We start from the raw sequence: 15,881 nt of genomic DNA, 5'->3' as shown, positions 1-15,881 counted from the left end.
ATGGCAGGTGCATTCGACTTCGTTCCCGCGATCGCAGCGCTCCCGTTCCTGGCGTTCGTCGTCTCGTTGTTCGCCGGGCAGTACATGCCGAAGCGCGGCGCCGAGGCCGGCATCATCGCGACCGCCGGCTCGCTCGTCCTCTCGATCTGGACGGCGCTGACCGTCGCCGGGGTCACCGGCCCCGCGACCTACTACAACGAGAACCTCTACACGTGGGTCGCCGGCGTCGCCGACGGCGCGCTCACGCTCCGGTTCGGTATCCTGGTCGACCCGTTGACGGCGCTCATGCTCGTCATCGTCTCGCTCATCGCTCTGTTGGTCCACGTCTTCTCGCTGGGCTACATGAACGACGAGGGCGAGACCGGTCTGCCCCGCTACTACGCCGGACTGGGCCTGTTCACGGCGAGCATGCTCGCCTTCGTCTTCTCGAACAACATCCTGATGGCGTTCATGTTCTTCGAGCTGGTCGGGCTCTGTTCGTACCTCCTGATCGGCTTCTGGTTCCGCGAGGACGGCCCGCCGTCGGCCGCGAAGAAGGCGTTCCTGGTCACCCGCTTCGGTGACTACTTCTTCCTCATCGGCGTGGTCGGCATCCTCGCCACCTTCGGAACCGGTCTGTTCGCGCCCGTCGAGACCGCCTCGGGCACGATGGCGAGCTTCCCGCAGGTCGCCGAGATGGCGCTCAACGGCGAGGCGGACGTCTTCACCGCCGGCTACGGCGCGGGGACCTGGATGACGATCCTCGGGCTGCTCGTGCTCGGCGGCGTCGTCGGCAAGTCCGCCCAGTTCCCGCTGCACACCTGGCTGCCCGACGCGATGGAGGGCCCGACGCCGGTCTCGGCGCTCATCCACGCGGCGACGATGGTCGCGGCCGGCGTCTACCTCGTCGCGCGCATGTACGGCTTCTACCTGCTCTCCCCGACGGCGCTGGCGGTCATCGCGCTGATCGGTGGCTTCACCGCCCTGTTCGCGGCGACGATGGGCGTCGTCAAACAGGAGCTCAAGCAGGTGCTCGCGTACTCGACTATCAGCCAGTACGGCTACATGATGCTCGCGCTGGGCTCCGGTGGCTACGTCGCCGCGGTCTTCCACCTGACGACCCACGCGATCTTCAAGGCGCTCCTGTTCCTCGGCGCCGGGTCGGTCATCATCGCGATGCACCACAACGAGAACATGTGGGACATGGGCGGGCTCAAAGAGAAGATGCCCGTCACCTACTGGACGTTCCTCTCGGGCTCGCTCGCGCTCGCGGGCATCGTCCCGTTCGCGGGCTTCTGGTCCAAGGACGAGGTGCTCTACGAGGCGCTCATCCACGGCTTCGGCAGCGAGGGGATGCTCGGACCGATGTATCTGCTCGCGTACGCGATGGGGCTGCTGGCCGTGTTCTTCACGGGCTTCTACACGTTCCGGATGGTCTACCTGACCTTCCACGGCGACGCGCGTTCGGACACGGCGCGTGACCCCGAACCCGTGCGCTGGAACGTCAAGGCGCCGCTGGCCGTGCTCGGTATCGGCGCGGCGACGGTCGGGTTCCTCAACATGAAGCCGGTCGCGGAGCTGACCGGCGCACCGATCGACTTCCTCCACAAGTGGGTCCACGGGCCCGACGAGGGCGGCTGGCCGGCGGCGCTGTCGACCGACCTGGTCACCTACGAGGAACTGATGCACGACTTCGCCAACATCAGTTCGGCCTATCCGCTGGGGGAGACGCCGACGCTGCTCGCCTCGGCGGCTATCTCCCTCGGGTTGGCGATCGCGGGCGTCCTGTTCGCCCGGAGCCTCTACGGCGTCGACCAGCCGGTCGAGCACACGGACAAGTTGGGAGGTGCGAAGACGCTGCTCATGCACAACTACTATCAGGACGAGTATCAGGTGTGGCTGGCACAGGGCGTGACGGTCCCGATCTCGCGGGCCGCGGACAAGTTCGACCAGGGCGTCGTCGACGGCGTCGTCAACGGCGTCAGTAGCGTGAGCCTCTTCACCGGCTCGCGCTTCCGCCGCATCCAGTCGGGCGTCGTCTCGAACTACGCGGCGCTGATGACCCTCTCGCTCGCGCTGTTGCTGGTCGTCTTCGTCGTGCTCGGAGGTGGTGCCTGATGCCGATCGCCGGGCCCGTCGAAGCCCTGCTGGGCGCCACGCTGCTGGGCGCACTGCTGGTCTTCCTCGCCCCCGACGAGTGGGCGGGCAAGCTCGCCGCCGCGGTGAGCCTCGTCCCCGTCGGGATCTCGCTGTGGATGTACACGGCCTTCGACGGCGTCGGCAACGCGCTGCTAGCCGACGGCGACATCGCCTTCGAGTCGACGATCGGCTGGCTGAGTCTCGGTCGCTACGACCTGGCCTGGCACGTCGGTCTCGACGGTATCAGCCTGCCGCTGCTCGTGCTCGCGACCGTGCTGACGACGCTGGCGCTGGTCAGCTCGTGGACGCCGATCGACGAGCGCCAGTCGCAGTTCTACGGGCTGATGCTCCTGATGGAGGCCAGTCTCATCGGCGTGTTCACCGCGCTGGACTTCCTGCTGTGGCTGGTGTTCTGGGAGGCCGTGCTCGTCCCGATGTACTTCCTCATCGGCGTCTGGGGCGGCCCGCGCCGGAAGTACGCCGCCATCAAGTTCTTCGTCTACACGAACGTGGCGACGCTGGTCATGTTCGTCGGCTTCATGGCGCTCGTGTTCGGGCTGGGCGACTCGGTCTCGACGTTCGACCTGCCGGCCATCGCGCAGGCGCTGGCCGCCGACGGCAACCTCGGGAGCATCGCGGGCATCGCGCCCGATACGCTCCGCGTGGTCGCGTTCGCGCTGATGTTCGCCGGCTTCGCGGTGAAGGTGCCCGTCTTCCCGGTCCACACGTGGCTGCCCGACGCCCACGTCGAGGCCCCGACGCCCGTCTCCGTGATGCTGGCGGGCGTCCTCCTGAAGATGGGGACCTACGCCCTGCTGCGGTTCAACTTCACGATGCTCCAGGACGTCGCACAGGAGTACGCGGCGATCATCGTCGCCTTCGGCGTCCTCAGCATCATCTACGGGGCGATGCTCGCGCTTGCACAGCAGGATCTCAAGCGCATCGTCGCCTACTCCTCCATCTCGTCGATGGGCTACGTCATCCTGGGGCTGGTCGCGTTCACCCCGCACGGCTTCGGCGGCGCGACCTTCCAGATGGTCGCCCACGGCCTCATCTCGGGGCTGATGTTCATGACGGTCGGCGTCATCTACAACGAGACCCACACGCGGATGGTCGGCGACATCTCCGGGATCGCCGACCGGATGCCCTGGACCGTCGGCATCCTCGTCGCCGCCGCGTTCGGCTACATGGGCCTGCCGCTGATGGCCGGTTTCGCCGCGGAATACCTCATCTTCCAGGGCGCGTTCGCCTCGCCGTACATCCCCGCCGCACCGCTGGTGACCGCCGCCGGGATGTTCGGCATCGTCATCGTCGCCGGCTACCTGCTGTGGGCGATGCAGCGGACGCTGTTCGGCGAGTACAGCCTCGCCACGGACTACGACGTCTCGCGTGCGCCCGTCCACGACGTGGCGCCGCTGGTCGTGCTGCTGGCACTGGTCATCGCCCTGGGTGTCGACCCGGGCCTGGTGTATCAGATGATCCAGGACGCGGTCAACCCGCTGCTCCCGCCGGGGGCGGCGACCCTCGCGGCGCCTACTGGGGCCGTGCAGGGCGCTGTTGAGGCGCTGTCAAACGGAGGTGTCGCGCCGTGGTAGTCGACATCGCGGGCTTCCAGGTAGCCGACTGGGTCACGCTGGCGCCGGCGATCGCCCTCGGCGTGACGGCCATGCTGCTGTTCGTCGTGGACAGCATCGAGCCCCAGCCGGGGACGAGTTCCAACGCGGTCCTCGCGGCCGTCTCGACGGTCGGCGCGCTCGCGGCGTTCCTCGTCGCCGGCTACTTCCTCGTGGCCGGCGTCGGGCAACCGCGCGGCACGGGCGCCGTCGACCTGTACGGCGGCGCGCTGGTCGTCGACGGGATGAGCCTGTTCTTCGTCGTCATCGTCGGCAGCGTGACCGCGCTGGTGACGCTGGCGAGCTACGACTACCTCGAAGGCCAGGAGTATCAGGCCGAGTACTACGGGCTGGTCGTCATGGCCGCGACGGGTATGTCGCTGATGGCCTCGGCCAACAGCCTCGCGACCGTGTTCGTCAGCCTCGAACTCGCGAGCCTCCCGTCGTTCGCGCTGGTCGCGTTCCTCAAGAACAACCGCGGCAGCGTCGAGGGCGGACTGAAGTACTTCCTCGTCGGCGCGCTGTCGTCGTCGGTGCTCGCCTACGGGATCAGCCTCGTCTACGCGGCGACGGGCAGCCTCCAGCTGGAGGCCGTCGCCGAAGCGCTGGCTACCGGCTCCGCGATCCCCGCCGGCGTCCTCGGCGTCGGTGTCATCATGATGCTGCTCGGGTTCGCCTACAAGACCGCGAGCGTCCCGTTCCACTTCTGGGCGCCCGAAGCGTACGAGGGCGCGCCCGCGCCCGTCTCGGCGTTCCTCTCGTCGGCCTCGAAGGCCGCCGGGTTCGTCGTCGCCTTCCGCGTGTTCCTCACCGCCTTCCCCGAGGTCGGCGGCCTGACCGGAGCGGCCCCGATGGTCGACTGGGTCACCGCGGTCACCGTCCTCGCGGTCGTCACGATGACGGTCGGTAACTTCGCCGCCGCGACCCAGGAGAAGGTCAAGCGGATGCTCGCGTACTCCTCGGTCGGCCACGCCGGCTACGTCCTCATCGGGCTGGCCGCGCTGTCGGGCCCCGACCAGGGACTCGTCCTCGGTGCGAGCATGATGCACCTGCTCGTCTACGGGTTCATGAACACCGGCGCGTTCCTGTTCCTCGCGCTCACCGAGTACTGGGGCGTCGGCCGCACCTTCCAGGACTTCAACGGCCTCTCGAAGCAGGCGCCGCTGGCCTGCGCCGCGATGACGATCTTCCTGTTCAGTCTCGCGGGGCTGCCGGTCGGCGGTGGCTTCATCTCGAAGCTCTACCTGCTGCTCGGGACGGTCAACGCCGGCGCGTGGCTGTTGGCCGCCTCGCTCATCGTCAACAGCGCCCTGTCGCTGTTCTACTACAGCCGGGTCGTCAAGGCGATGTGGATCGAGGACCCCGAGGGCGACTTCGACCTCGGCGGCTACCCGAGTTCGCTCTACGCCGCCGTCGTCATCGCCGCGTTCGTCACGTTCGCATTGTTGCCCGCCTTCGGCCTCCTCTCGCCGAGCGCCTTCGACGCCGCGAGCGTTCTGTTCGGCTGACCGCTCGTCGATTCCGCGACCCCGCTTTTCCGCCCCGTTCCGACGCTCGACACCGAGGAGTTATCCGACAGCGAACTGAACGGTTCCGACGATGACCGGATCGGTACGCTACGAGGTGTCGACGGATGAGTGAGGCGACGAACCACCGGATGCGCAGCAGGCGGAGCCTGGCCGCGCTGTCGTATCTCGTGATGCCGGTGAGCGGGCTCGTGATCCGGTACGTCACCGACTCCGCCGAGCGCGACGCGTTTCACACGCTCTAGAGCGTCTACCTCGGGACGGCGCTGCTCGTCCTGTTTCCCACGGCGCTGTTCGTCCCGTTCCTGTACTTCGACGTCGTGTCGGTCGTCTGGGTCGTCGCGATGCTGACGGCGTACAACGGGATGGCCTTCGAGTTTCCGGTCGTCGGACCGATGGCTCGTGAGCGGCTCTAACGGGGCAGCGGCGGGTTCGGAAACGACGGCGGCAAAACGGGAGTAGCGGCCGGTTTTACGCCGATTCGACGGCGTCGAGGACGGCGTCGTAGTCGGGTTCGTCGGCGGGCTCGTCGGCGACCCAGTCGAAGACGACGGTGCCCTCCTCGTCGACGACGAAGACGGCGCGGTTGGCGTTGCCGTAGAGGCCCAGGTCGGGGATGTCCATCTCCAGGCCGTACTCGCGGATGGTGTCGCCGTCCATGTCGCTGATCAGGTCGAACTCGATGCCGTGTTCCTCGCGGAAGGCGCCCTGGGCGAACGGCGAGTCGGCGCTGACGCCGAAGAGCTTCGCGCCGGCGCCGCGGAAGTCGTCGAGGCGCTCCTGGAACGCCACCATCTCGTTGGTACACGGGGGCGTGAACGCGCCGGGGAAGAAGGCGAGGACGATCGGACCGTCGCCGACGTGGTCGGCGAGGTCGAAGTCTTCGTGGTCGCTCGTGCCGAGCGTCGCTGTGAACGTGGGTGCGGATTCGCCAGTGGATACCATCGGTCCATCGTTGGGACGCCCGGCAGATAAATCACGTACCGAACGGGTTTGCGGTGGCCCGGTGCTGGCGGTCGTGACGGTCGGGGTGACCCCGCCGGCGCTATCGCTCGATCAGTTCCATCTCCATGGTCTGGCGGGGGTGCATCGTCAGCGACGGCATGAGTTCCAGCGGGGTCTCGCCCTGGAAGTCGAGTTCGTACTCGGAGACGACGGTGGCGACGATGAGCTTGGCCTCGAGCAGCGAGAGGTGCTTGCCGATGCAGTGGCGCGGCCCGCCGCCGAACGGGAAGAAGGCGAAGCGCGGTCGGTCCTCGCGGCGTTCGGGGCTGAACCGCTCGGGGTCGAACGTCTCGGGGTCGTCCCAGTAGCGGGCCGAGCGGTGGACGCCCCACTGTGGGAGCATGAGCGTCGACCCCGCGTCGACGCGGTAGCCGCCGAGCTCCACGGGCTCGGTTGGCTCGCGGAAGATGGTGAACACGGGCGGGTACAGCCGCATCGCCTCGTTGATCACCCAGTCGAGATACTCGAACTCCCGGACGTGGTCCATGCTCGGGCGGTCGTCGCCGACGACCTCGTCGACCTCGTCCTGCACCCGACGCTCGGCTTCGGGATGTTCCGAGAGCAGGAACCACGTGTAGGTGAGCGTCAACGCGGTGGTGTCGTGGCCCGCCAGCAGCATCGTCATCATCTCGTCGCGGAGCATCTCCGCGGACTGCTCGCCCCGACCCTGGGCGCGGAGGAGGACCGACAGGAAGTCCATCGGCGGGTCGTCGCCCTCGGTCGGGGCGTCGAGCACCGTCGTGACTCCCTCGACACCCGCGCGGCCACGTCGGGCCGCGACGATGTCGTCGAGCACCGAATCGAGCTCGGCGACGGCCGACTCGAACTCCTCGTCGCCGGGCATCGGCACCCACTCGGGCATCGCGAAGCGCAGCGGATCCGGTTCGAAGCGCCGCCCGAGCGGATCGAGCTGGTTCTGTACGGTGTCGACCCGCGACTCCGAGAGTTCGACGCCCATCATCAGGTCGAGGATGACGTGCAGCGTGACTCGCGCCATCTCCATCTCGGCGTCGACGGTGTCGCCGGGCTCCCAGCCGTCGACCATCGACTCGGCGTGACCGGTGACCCGGTCGGCCATCCCCATCAATCGGGACATCCGGAACGCCGGATTGGCGAGTTCGCGCTGTCGTTCCCAGGTCTCGCCCTCGCTCAGCAGCAGGCCGTCGCCGAGCAGGTCGCCCAGCGCGTCGTTCTGGAAGTCGGGCTTGCGGTAGGAATCGGCCTCGGAGACGAGGATCCGCTCGATATCGGTGGGGTCGGTGACCATGTAGGTCTCCATCGGCCCCATGTCGAAGTTGACCACGTCGTCGTAGGTCTCTTCGAGCGCCGAGATGAACGAGAAGGGGTCCTTGGCGTACCGCCGGCTGCTCCCGAACAGCGGCTCGCCCTTGGGGCCAGGTGGCGTCCGTGACATATTCGAGGTTACGGTCGGATCGGCATCAATCTCTCGACGGCACGAGGACCGTGCCGGTCCCGCAGCGGAGGCGAGCCCCCCATCGGACGATCTCGGAACGCCCCGCCGGGGCGAGGGCGCTTATCAGGCCGGCGGTCGAACGCCGACCATGGCCGACTACGAGATAGCCGAGTTCCTCGAATCGTACGCCACCGCGCTGGGCCCCGAACCCGACGCGATACTCGACGAGATGGGCGAACAGGCCCGCGACGAGGGGTTCCCCTACGTCGGGCCGGCCGTCGGCGGGTGGCTGGCGATGCTGGCCCGCTTCGCCGACGCCGAGCGCGTCTTCGAGTTCGGGTCCGGTTTCGGCTACTCGGCGTACTGGTTCGCCCGCGAACTCCCCGAAGACGGCGAGGTCGTGCTCACCGAGATCGACGCGGGCGAACTCGAGCAGGCCCGCGAGTACGTGGACCGGGGCGGGCTCGCCGACCGAGCTTCGTTCGAACACGGCGACGCCATCGAGACGATCGATGCGTACGAGGGACCGTTCGACGTGGTACTGATCGACTGCCAGAAGGAGCGCTACGCCGAGGCGTTCGAAGCCGTCCGCGAAAAGGTCGCGCCGGGCGGGATCGTCGCCGCCGACAACGTCGTCGCCGGTGGCTCCATCGACGCCGGTGACCTGCGTGCGTACTGCGAGGACGGCGGCGGCGAAGGTGGCGCGGACCGCTCGGGCATGAACGGGATGACCGAGGGCATCGCCGACTACCTCGACGCGGTCGAAGCCGACGACGCATTCGAGACGACGCTCTTGCCGCTGGGCGAGGGCGTGGCGGTCAGTCAGCGCGAGCGGTAGTCGGTTCAGCGGGCCGCCCGTCGGGCCGGCCGGCCGCAGTTCGTCCGACGCCGAGTCTCGCTGACGAAAATCGAGGGGGACCGCTTATGTGGGTCGGGTCGAAACGCCTGCCCACCTCGCAGGGTCGCCAATGAGTCTGAAGATAGATATCCGGAAACTCGGGTTGTTCAACAAGATGGCCAAGGAGGGCGGGAACACGGTTGCGGACCACCTCAGCCAGATGACGGGCATGGAGACGGAGATGGAGATCACCAAGATCAACTTCATCGATATCCCGGACATCAAGACCCACGTCGGTCACGCCGAGCAGATCGGCATCAGCATCGAGATGGTCGAGCCGCCCCACGGTCACATCCTCTTTCTGCTCGAAGCCGGGAGCGCGAAGGAGCTCTCCCACGGGATGATCGGCGACATGGGCGAGACGGACCCGAACGCGAGCGGGTTCACCGACATGGAGCGGTCGGCGATCCAGGAGATCGGCAACATCATGACCAGCGGCTTCATCGACGGCTGGGCGAACGTCCTCGACACCACCATCGACATCGGCCCGCCGTCGTTCATCTTCGGTCCTGGCAGCGGGATGGTCGACGACCTCGTCGGCGACCGCGATTCGGACATGGCACTGATGTTCGACTCGCACGTCCAGGCGCCCGACTCCAACGTCGACGTGAAGGTCTACACCTTCCCCGAACTCGACGAACTCGTCGAGCTGATGCAGCAGATAGAGGTCTGAGGGGGTCCCTCGACCCGGCCTGTCGTCCAGTTCACGCCGAGCCACTTCCCGACAACGCCCGGGTCCGGGGCACCTACACAGGTCGTCGACCGACGCCGTTAATCCCGGGTCGTTCGTACGTGCGACTCGATGGTGACCGCGCTCGTCGACGACGTACTGCTCGTCGCGGTCGGCGTCGCCGGTCTGTGGGTCGGTGCGGACCAGTTCGTCGCGGGCGCGAGTCGGCTGGCCCGCCGACTCGGCGTCTCCGGGCTCGTCATCGGTCTCACCGTCGTCTCGTTTGGCACCTCGGCGCCGGAGTTCGCCGTCACGGTCGACGCGGCGCTGACCGGTCAGGCCGACATCTCCGTCGGTAACGTCGTCGGTTCGAACGTCGTCAACCTCGGGTTCGTCCTCGGGGGGACGGCGCTGGTCCGGCGGTTGCCCGTCGACGCCGACTTGGTGCGCCGCGACGGCGCTCTGATGGTCGGAACCGTGCTGGTCCTGCTGGTGATGCTGCGGGACCTGACCGTCTCGCGGGTCGAAGGCGCGTTGCTGGTCCTCGCGCTCGGGGGGTACCTGGTCCACCTCGCACGAGCGGACGGCGAGGGGCTCGGTCCGGAGTCCGACCCAGAACAGTTCCGCCCGTCGGACGCGCCACGCCTCCTCGGCGGGTTGGCGGTTGTGGTGGTCAGCGCGCACGTCCTCGTGACCGGCGCGGCGAGCGTCGCGGCCGACCTCGGGATCTCCGAGTGGGCGATCGGTACGACGGTCGTCGCGCTGGGCACGTCGACGCCGGAGCTGGTCACTTCGCTGGCGGCCGCCTACCGCGGTCGCGCGAACCTGGCGGCCGGCAACGTCGTCGGCAGCTGTATCTTCAACGCACTGGGTGTGCTCGGGGTGGCGAGCGTCCTCGACCCGCTCTCGGTCGCCCCGGCGGCGTTCACCGGGACGCTGTGGCTACTCGGCGTCTCGGTCGTCACGACCGTCCTGCTGTGGTCGGGGCGGGCACTCTCCCGGCCGGAAGGCGCCGTGCTGGTCGCGCTGAACGCCCTCGACTGGGTCGTCGCTTTCCTCGGTCGATGACGCTCCCGACCGCGCCCCGAAACTGGTGAACGATAAACTCGCCGTCGGTTTGTCAGCGTGCCAGCGTTTATTTGGTGCTCCCGGTCCTTGAGAGGGTATGGAACTACTGGACGAGCGGCCGGTCCCCGAGGAGGCACACGACGTGAAGCGACAGGCTCGGGAGTTCGCGGCCGAGCACATCGCACCGAACGCCCAGGCGTACTTCGAATCGGGCGAGTACCCGCGGGAGGTGCTGGAGGCGGGGATGGACGCCGAGCTGGTCGCCCAGGATATCGGCGAGGAGTACGGCGGGAAGGGCTTCTCGCTGGAGCAGGTACTGGCGATCGCCGAGGAGTTCTACCGCGCGGACGCCGGCATCGCGCTGACGCTCCAGCTGGCGAGTTTCGGTGCCGAGATCCTCGAAGAGCACGGCGACGACGAGTTGCAGGAGCGATTCCTTCGACCCGTCGCCGAGAACGAGGAGATCACGGGCCTCGCGGTCTCGGAGCCCGACACCGGCAGCGACCTGGCGGGGATGTCGACGACCGCCGAGAAGGACGGCGACGAGTACGTCCTGAACGGCGAGAAGTACTGGATCGGCAACGGCGTCGAGGCCGACTGGGTGACCGTCTACGCGAAGACGGGCGACGACGAGAACAACAGGTACGGCAACTACTCGCTGTTCGTCGTGCCGACCGACACCGAGGGGTACAACGCCGAGCACATCCCCGAGAAGATGGCCTTCCGGGCGTCGAAACAGGCACATCTCACGCTCGAGGACTGCCGGGTGCCCGAGGAGCACCTGATCGGGGCCGAAGGCGCGGGCTTCTACATGCTGGCCGACTTCTTCAATCACGGTCGGGTCATCGTCGGCGGCCACGGCATCGGGATGGCGGCGGCGGCCATCGAGGAGGCGTGGGACTTCGTCCACGACCGGGAGGCCTTCGGCCGCTCGGTCGACGAGTTCCAGGCCGTCCAGCACAAGCTCGCGGACATGCGAACCGAGTTCGAGGCCGCCCGCGCGCTGACCTGGCGGGCCGCCGACCAGGTCGCCGGGAGCGACGACGCCGGCTTCTGGGCGGCGATGGCGAAGCTCAAGGCGACCGAGACGGCCAACGACTGCGCGCAGAAGGCGATGCAGCTCCACGGTGGCCGGTCGGTGCTCACCGAACGTCGGGTTGCACGGGTCTACCGCGACGTGCGCGTGCCCGTCATCTACGAGGGGGCCAACGACATCCAGCGCAACCTCGTGTACAACCAGGCGCCGAAGTAGCCGGCCCGCTCCCGTTCAGGCCGCCGGGACGCCGACCGACACCGTGGCGCCGTCCTCGTCGTTCTCGACGGACAGGTCGCCACCGTAGCGCTCGGCGACGGTCTTGACGACCCACAGGCCGAGCCCGCTCCCGTGTTCGAGCTGACTGATCTCCCGTTGCTCGGTGAGCACCGCGACCTCGTCGGCGGGGACGCCGGGGCCGCGGTCGGTTACGTGGATCCTGGCGATTTCACCGTCCAGACCGGCGGAGACGCGGACGTACGGGTCGCCGTCGCTGCCGTGCTCGACGGCGTCCTGCTGAGCCTGCGAAGCAGGGCTCGTCGAGCCGTGCTCGACGGCGTCGTCGGCCCCTGGCCGACTGCTCGTGGAGCCGTGCTCCACGGCGTTCTCGACGAGGTGGTCGAGCGTGACCTGCAACTGCTCGTCGCCGCGGACAGCGAGGCCGTCGGGGACGTCGATCGCGAATTCGCCGTTCGGGTAGCGGTCGCGGTACGGGGCGAGTACGTCCTCGACCAGGTCGGCGAGGTCGACCGTGCCGGTCGGGCGGTCGCCGTTGAGCGCCGTCTGGATCGCGGCGAGTTCGCCGTCCACGTCGGACAGCTCCGCGGCCGTGGCGCGGATGGTCTCGGCCGCGGCCCGCTGGTCGTCGTCGTCCAGTTCCTCGGCGAGCGCGGCGGCGTGGCCGGTGAGGATCTGGGTGCGGTTGCGGAGGTTGTGCCGGGTGAGTCGGTTGACGACCGCGAGCGTGCGGCGCTGGCGAGCCAGCTCCTCCGCGCGGATGCGGCGCACGTCGTTGTACCCGATGAGCAGGTGTGCGACCGAACTCACCCCGAGCACGTCGACGACGACGTAGGCCGGGATCGAGACGCCGGGCGCCAGTCGAGCGAGCGCGAGGATCACGGCCAACAGCGCGACCCCGAGGAGGTTCCACCCGGCGATGCGCGCCGTGTGGACGGTGGCCACGTCGCTCCGATAGAGATAGCTCGCCCCGGCGACGATCGCGGTGCCCAGCACCGCCCCGAGCGCCACGAGCGCGAGCGCGACGCCGTCGCCCTCCGCCCCGGCGACGTTCGACACTGCCCCGACGACCAGTGCAACACCGGTCAGCGCGACGCTCCCGACCGCGAGCGTTCGTCGAATCATACTCGCCCGTTGGTCGATCCGTACAAAAACCTGGCCGCCCGAGAATCGCCGCTGAAAGCGCCGCAGAAGTGACGAAATGTCTATAAATTGTCCCAGTTCGGATATAGAGAACAACCTTCGCTCTAAAGCGACTTTTGTCGAGAGATACGAAAGCGACTCGATGTGCATGCTGTTGACACCCTCTGCCGAGTTCAGGCGCGAGACGGCCCGTACCCAACCTTCACGATTATTCGGCGGTGACGGAGTGAAAACGCTTTAGTCGGGTCCAGTCCTCGTTTCGTTCACGGCACCCGAATCGGGGCCGATCGATGTATACATGACAGACCAGGAACTAATCTGGCGGATCGCGGGTGGTTCCGGCGACGGTATCGACAGCAACAGTCGATACTTCGCCAAGGCCCTCATGCGCTCGGGGCTCGACGTATTCACACACCGACACTACCCGTCCCGGATTCGGGGTGGTCACACGTACGTGGAGGTACGGGCGACCCCGGACGGGGCGGCCTCGCGTGGGGACGGCTACAACTTCCTCCTCGCGCTCGGTGACAGTTTCGCGCGGAACCCCTCGGAAGACGCCTACTACGGCAACGAGGAACTGAAACCCCTCTCGGAGAACCTCGACGACCTCCGCGAGGGCGGCATCATCGTCTACGACTCGGGGCTCATCGACGACGAGCAGGTCGAAGAGATCGACCTGCACGAACGCGCCGAGGAGAACGACTGGCACGTCTACCCGGTCGACCTGCGCGCCATTGCGAAGGAACACGGCCGCGAGATCATGCGCAACAACGCCGGGATCGGCGTCACCGCGGCGTTGCTCGACATGGACACCTCGGAGTACGAGGGGATCATGGACGAGATGTGGAACGACGACATCCTCGAGGCCAACCTCGCCGTCATCCAGGACGGCTTCGAGCAGGCCCAGGAGTTCGACCAGTCCCACGACCTGGAGATGCCCGACCACGGCGAGCCCGACGAACAGCAGGCGCTCGTCTCCGGCAGCGACGCTATCGCCTACGGGGCGCTCGACGCCGGCTGTCGGTTCATCGCCGGCTACCCGATGACGCCGTGGACCGACGTGTTCACGATCATGTCCCAGAACCTGCCGCAGTTCGGCGGGATCTCCGAGCAGGTCGAAGACGAGATCGCCGCCGCGGCGCTGGCGCTGGGCGCCAGTCACGCGGGCGTCAAGTCGATGTCCGGGTCGTCCGGTGGCGGGTTCGCCCTGATGAGCGAACCGCTCGGGCTCGCGGAGATGTCCGAGACGCCGGTCGTACTCGTCGAGGCGATGCGCGCCGGCCCGTCGACCGGGATGCCGACCAAGCCCGAGCAGGCCGACCTCGAACACGTCCTCTACACGAGCCAGGGTGACTCCGCCCGAGTCGTCCTCGCGCCGGGCGACCAGCAGGAGTGTTACGAGCAGATCCGGACCGCCTTCGAGCTGGCCTACGACTACCAGATCCCGTCGATCCTCATCTACGACCAGAAGCTCCAGGGCGAACTGCGCAACGTCGACGCGAGCTTCTTCGACCGCGAGCCCGATGCGGACCCGGGTTCGGTCGTCACCGAGGAGGATATCGCCGAGGCCGCCGAGCACCACGCGGGCAAGTTCAAGCGCTTCCAGTACGACGCCGACGACGGCAAGGAAGGCGTCAGCCCCCGTTCGGTGCCCGGCCAGAAGGGCGGACGGTTCCTCGCGACCGGCAACGAGCACAACGAAGCCGGCCACATCAGCGAGGACCCGACCAACCGCGTCCTGCAGATGGATCGGCGGCTCGCCAAGCTAGAGTCCATCCGCGAGGAACTCGACGCGAAGGGCAACCAGACCCACCACGGTCCCGAGGAAGCCGAGTACGGGATCATGTGCTGGGGCAGCCACCAGGGGACGGTCTTCGAGGCCGTCGACCGGCTCAACGACGCGGGCCACTCGGTCAAGGCCATCGGCGTCAGCGACATGATGCCCTACCCCGAGGCGGAGGTCAGCGAGTTCCTCGAATCGGTCGAGGAGTGTCTCGTCGTCGAGATGAACGCGACCGCGCAGTTCCGCGGGCTCACCCAGAAGGAACTCGGTCGCTTCGGCCCGAAGCTCTCCAGCCTGCTGAAGTACAACGGGAACCCGTTCGAACCGGCCGAGATCGTCGAGGGCTTCGAGTCCAGCATCGACGGCGAGGAGCTGACCGTGAACAACATGAAGTACGTCCCGGCGGCAGGTGACTAACCAATGAGTGCATTCAGCGCGATCGGCGAACAGGAGGAAGCGGAGGAAGACGAGTTTACACCCGGGATCGAGCCCCAGCCGACGTGGTGTCCGGGCTGTGGCGACTTCGCGGTGAACAACGCCCTCAAGAAGGCGATGGCCAACCTCGGGAAGAATCCCGACGAGGTGCTGCTGTGTACGGGGATCGGCTGTTCGGGCAAGCTGAACAGCTACTTCGAGAGCTACGGCTTCCACACCATCCACGGGCGCTCGCTGCCCGTGGCGCGGGCCGCGAAGCTGGCCAACCCCGGCGTCGAGGTCGTCGCGGCGGGCGGCGACGGCGACGGCTACGGCATCGGCGGGAACCACTTCATGCACACCGCCCGCGAGAACCACGACATGACCTACATCGTGTTCAACAACGAGATCTTCGGCCTCACGAAGGGCCAGACCTCGCCGACGAGCCCGAAGGGTCACAAGTCCAAGACCCAGCCCAGCGGGTCGGCAAAGGACCCGGTCCGGCCGCTCTCGCTGTCGCTGGCGTCGGGCGCGTCGTACGTCGCCCGCACGGCCGCGGTCAACCCCAACCAGGCCGCGGAGATCATCGCCGAGGCAGTCGAACACGACGGGTTCGCCCACGTCGACTTCCTCACGCAGTGTCCGACTTGGAACAAGGACGCTCGCCAGTACGTCCCCTACACGGACGTGCAGGACTCCGACGACTACGACTTCGACGTGACGAACCGCCAGGAGGCCGGCGAGATGATGTACGAGGTCGAGTCGAAGCTCTACGAGGGCGAGGTGCTGACCGGTCGCTTCTACAAGGACGACCGGCCCTCCTACGGCCAGGAGAAGCGCTCGACCGGCGAGATGCCCGAGGAGCCGCTGGCCGAGCGCTACTACGACGAGGACGCCGAGTGGGAACGGTGCGCCGAGCAGCTCATCGAGAAACACACCTGATCGGGACGCCCGTCCAG

General features: G+C 67.6%; 13 protein-coding genes. 10 read left to right on the top strand and 3 right to left on the bottom strand.

Features of this window, described 5'->3' with window-relative positions; genetic code table 11:
- The 4 genes from nuoL (at position 1) to I7X12_RS04235 (ending at position 5,502) form a co-directional block, all read left to right on the top strand.
- On the top strand, positions 1–2,097 hold the full coding sequence (gene nuoL / locus I7X12_RS04250) for an NADH-quinone oxidoreductase subunit L (RefSeq protein WP_198062630.1): 2,097 nt from the start codon (positions 1–3) through the stop codon (positions 2,095–2,097).
- Complete coding sequence (locus I7X12_RS04245; RefSeq protein WP_198062629.1) at positions 2,097–3,713, top strand: complex I subunit 4 family protein; 1,617 nt, start codon at positions 2,097–2,099, stop codon at positions 3,711–3,713. Before nuoL ends, I7X12_RS04245 begins: the two co-directional genes overlap by 1 nt.
- Before the next feature lie 5 nt (positions 3,714–3,718).
- Positions 3,719–5,239, top strand: coding sequence for an NADH-quinone oxidoreductase subunit N (locus I7X12_RS04240; RefSeq protein WP_394355628.1), 1,521 nt, complete (start codon positions 3,719–3,721; stop codon positions 5,237–5,239).
- 125 nt (positions 5,240–5,364) lie between these two features.
- Positions 5,365–5,502 carry a hypothetical protein gene (locus I7X12_RS04235; RefSeq protein WP_198062627.1) on the top strand — a complete coding sequence of 46 codons (138 nt, stop codon included), beginning with the start codon at positions 5,365–5,367 and terminating at the stop codon, positions 5,500–5,502.
- A 226-nt stretch (positions 5,503–5,728) separates the two neighbouring features.
- Here I7X12_RS04235 and I7X12_RS04230 read toward each other — a convergent pair whose 3' ends face one another.
- Both I7X12_RS04230 and I7X12_RS04225 read right to left on the bottom strand, forming a co-directional pair.
- Positions 5,729–6,202 carry a redoxin domain-containing protein gene (locus I7X12_RS04230; RefSeq protein WP_198062626.1) on the bottom strand — a complete coding sequence of 158 codons (474 nt, stop codon included), beginning with the start codon at positions 6,200–6,202 and terminating at the stop codon, positions 5,729–5,731.
- A 100-nt stretch (positions 6,203–6,302) separates the two neighbouring features.
- Positions 6,303–7,676, bottom strand: a complete 1,374-nt coding sequence (locus tag I7X12_RS04225) for a cytochrome P450 (protein ID WP_198062625.1) — start codon at positions 7,674–7,676, stop codon at positions 6,303–6,305.
- A 148-nt stretch (positions 7,677–7,824) separates the two neighbouring features.
- Here I7X12_RS04225 and I7X12_RS04220 point away from each other — a divergent pair, with 148 nt between their 5' ends.
- From I7X12_RS04220 to I7X12_RS04205, 4 genes are all read left to right on the top strand, one after another.
- Positions 7,825–8,514, top strand: coding sequence for an O-methyltransferase (locus I7X12_RS04220; protein ID WP_198062624.1), 690 nt, complete (start codon positions 7,825–7,827; stop codon positions 8,512–8,514).
- Between the two features lie 130 nt (positions 8,515–8,644).
- Positions 8,645–9,247 (top strand): chemotaxis protein CheC, encoded by a 603-nt coding sequence (locus I7X12_RS04215; protein ID WP_198062623.1) that lies wholly within the window; start codon positions 8,645–8,647, stop codon positions 9,245–9,247.
- A 129-nt stretch (positions 9,248–9,376) separates the two neighbouring features.
- Entirely contained in the window at positions 9,377–10,312 is a 936-nt protein-coding gene (locus I7X12_RS04210; protein WP_198062622.1) for a calcium/sodium antiporter, read from the top strand.
- 97 nt (positions 10,313–10,409) lie between these two features.
- Positions 10,410–11,564: an acyl-CoA dehydrogenase family protein gene (locus I7X12_RS04205; protein WP_198062621.1), complete on the top strand. Its 1,155-nt coding sequence runs from the start codon at positions 10,410–10,412 to the stop codon at positions 11,562–11,564.
- 15 nt (positions 11,565–11,579) lie between these two features.
- Here I7X12_RS04205 and I7X12_RS04200 read toward each other — a convergent pair whose 3' ends face one another.
- Complete coding sequence (locus I7X12_RS04200; RefSeq protein ID WP_198062620.1) at positions 11,580–12,707, bottom strand: sensor histidine kinase; 1,128 nt, start codon at positions 12,705–12,707, stop codon at positions 11,580–11,582.
- A gap of 316 nt (positions 12,708–13,023) precedes the next feature.
- Here I7X12_RS04200 and I7X12_RS04195 point away from each other — a divergent pair, with 316 nt between their 5' ends.
- Positions 13,024–14,925, top strand: a complete 1,902-nt coding sequence (locus I7X12_RS04195) for a 2-oxoacid:acceptor oxidoreductase subunit alpha (RefSeq protein ID WP_198062619.1) — start codon at positions 13,024–13,026, stop codon at positions 14,923–14,925.
- A gap of 3 nt (positions 14,926–14,928) precedes the next feature.
- Positions 14,929–15,864 (top strand): thiamine pyrophosphate-dependent enzyme, encoded by a 936-nt coding sequence (locus tag I7X12_RS04190; RefSeq protein WP_198062618.1) that lies wholly within the window; start codon positions 14,929–14,931, stop codon positions 15,862–15,864.
- Positions 15,865–15,881 lie beyond the last annotated feature (17 nt).

This window comes from Halosimplex litoreum (assembly GCF_016065055.1).
GTDB lineage: Archaea > Halobacteriota > Halobacteria > Halobacteriales > Haloarculaceae > Halosimplex > Halosimplex litoreum.
The sequence above is the reverse complement of the archived record's forward strand: the minus strand, read 5'-3'. Positions and strand labels throughout refer to the sequence as shown.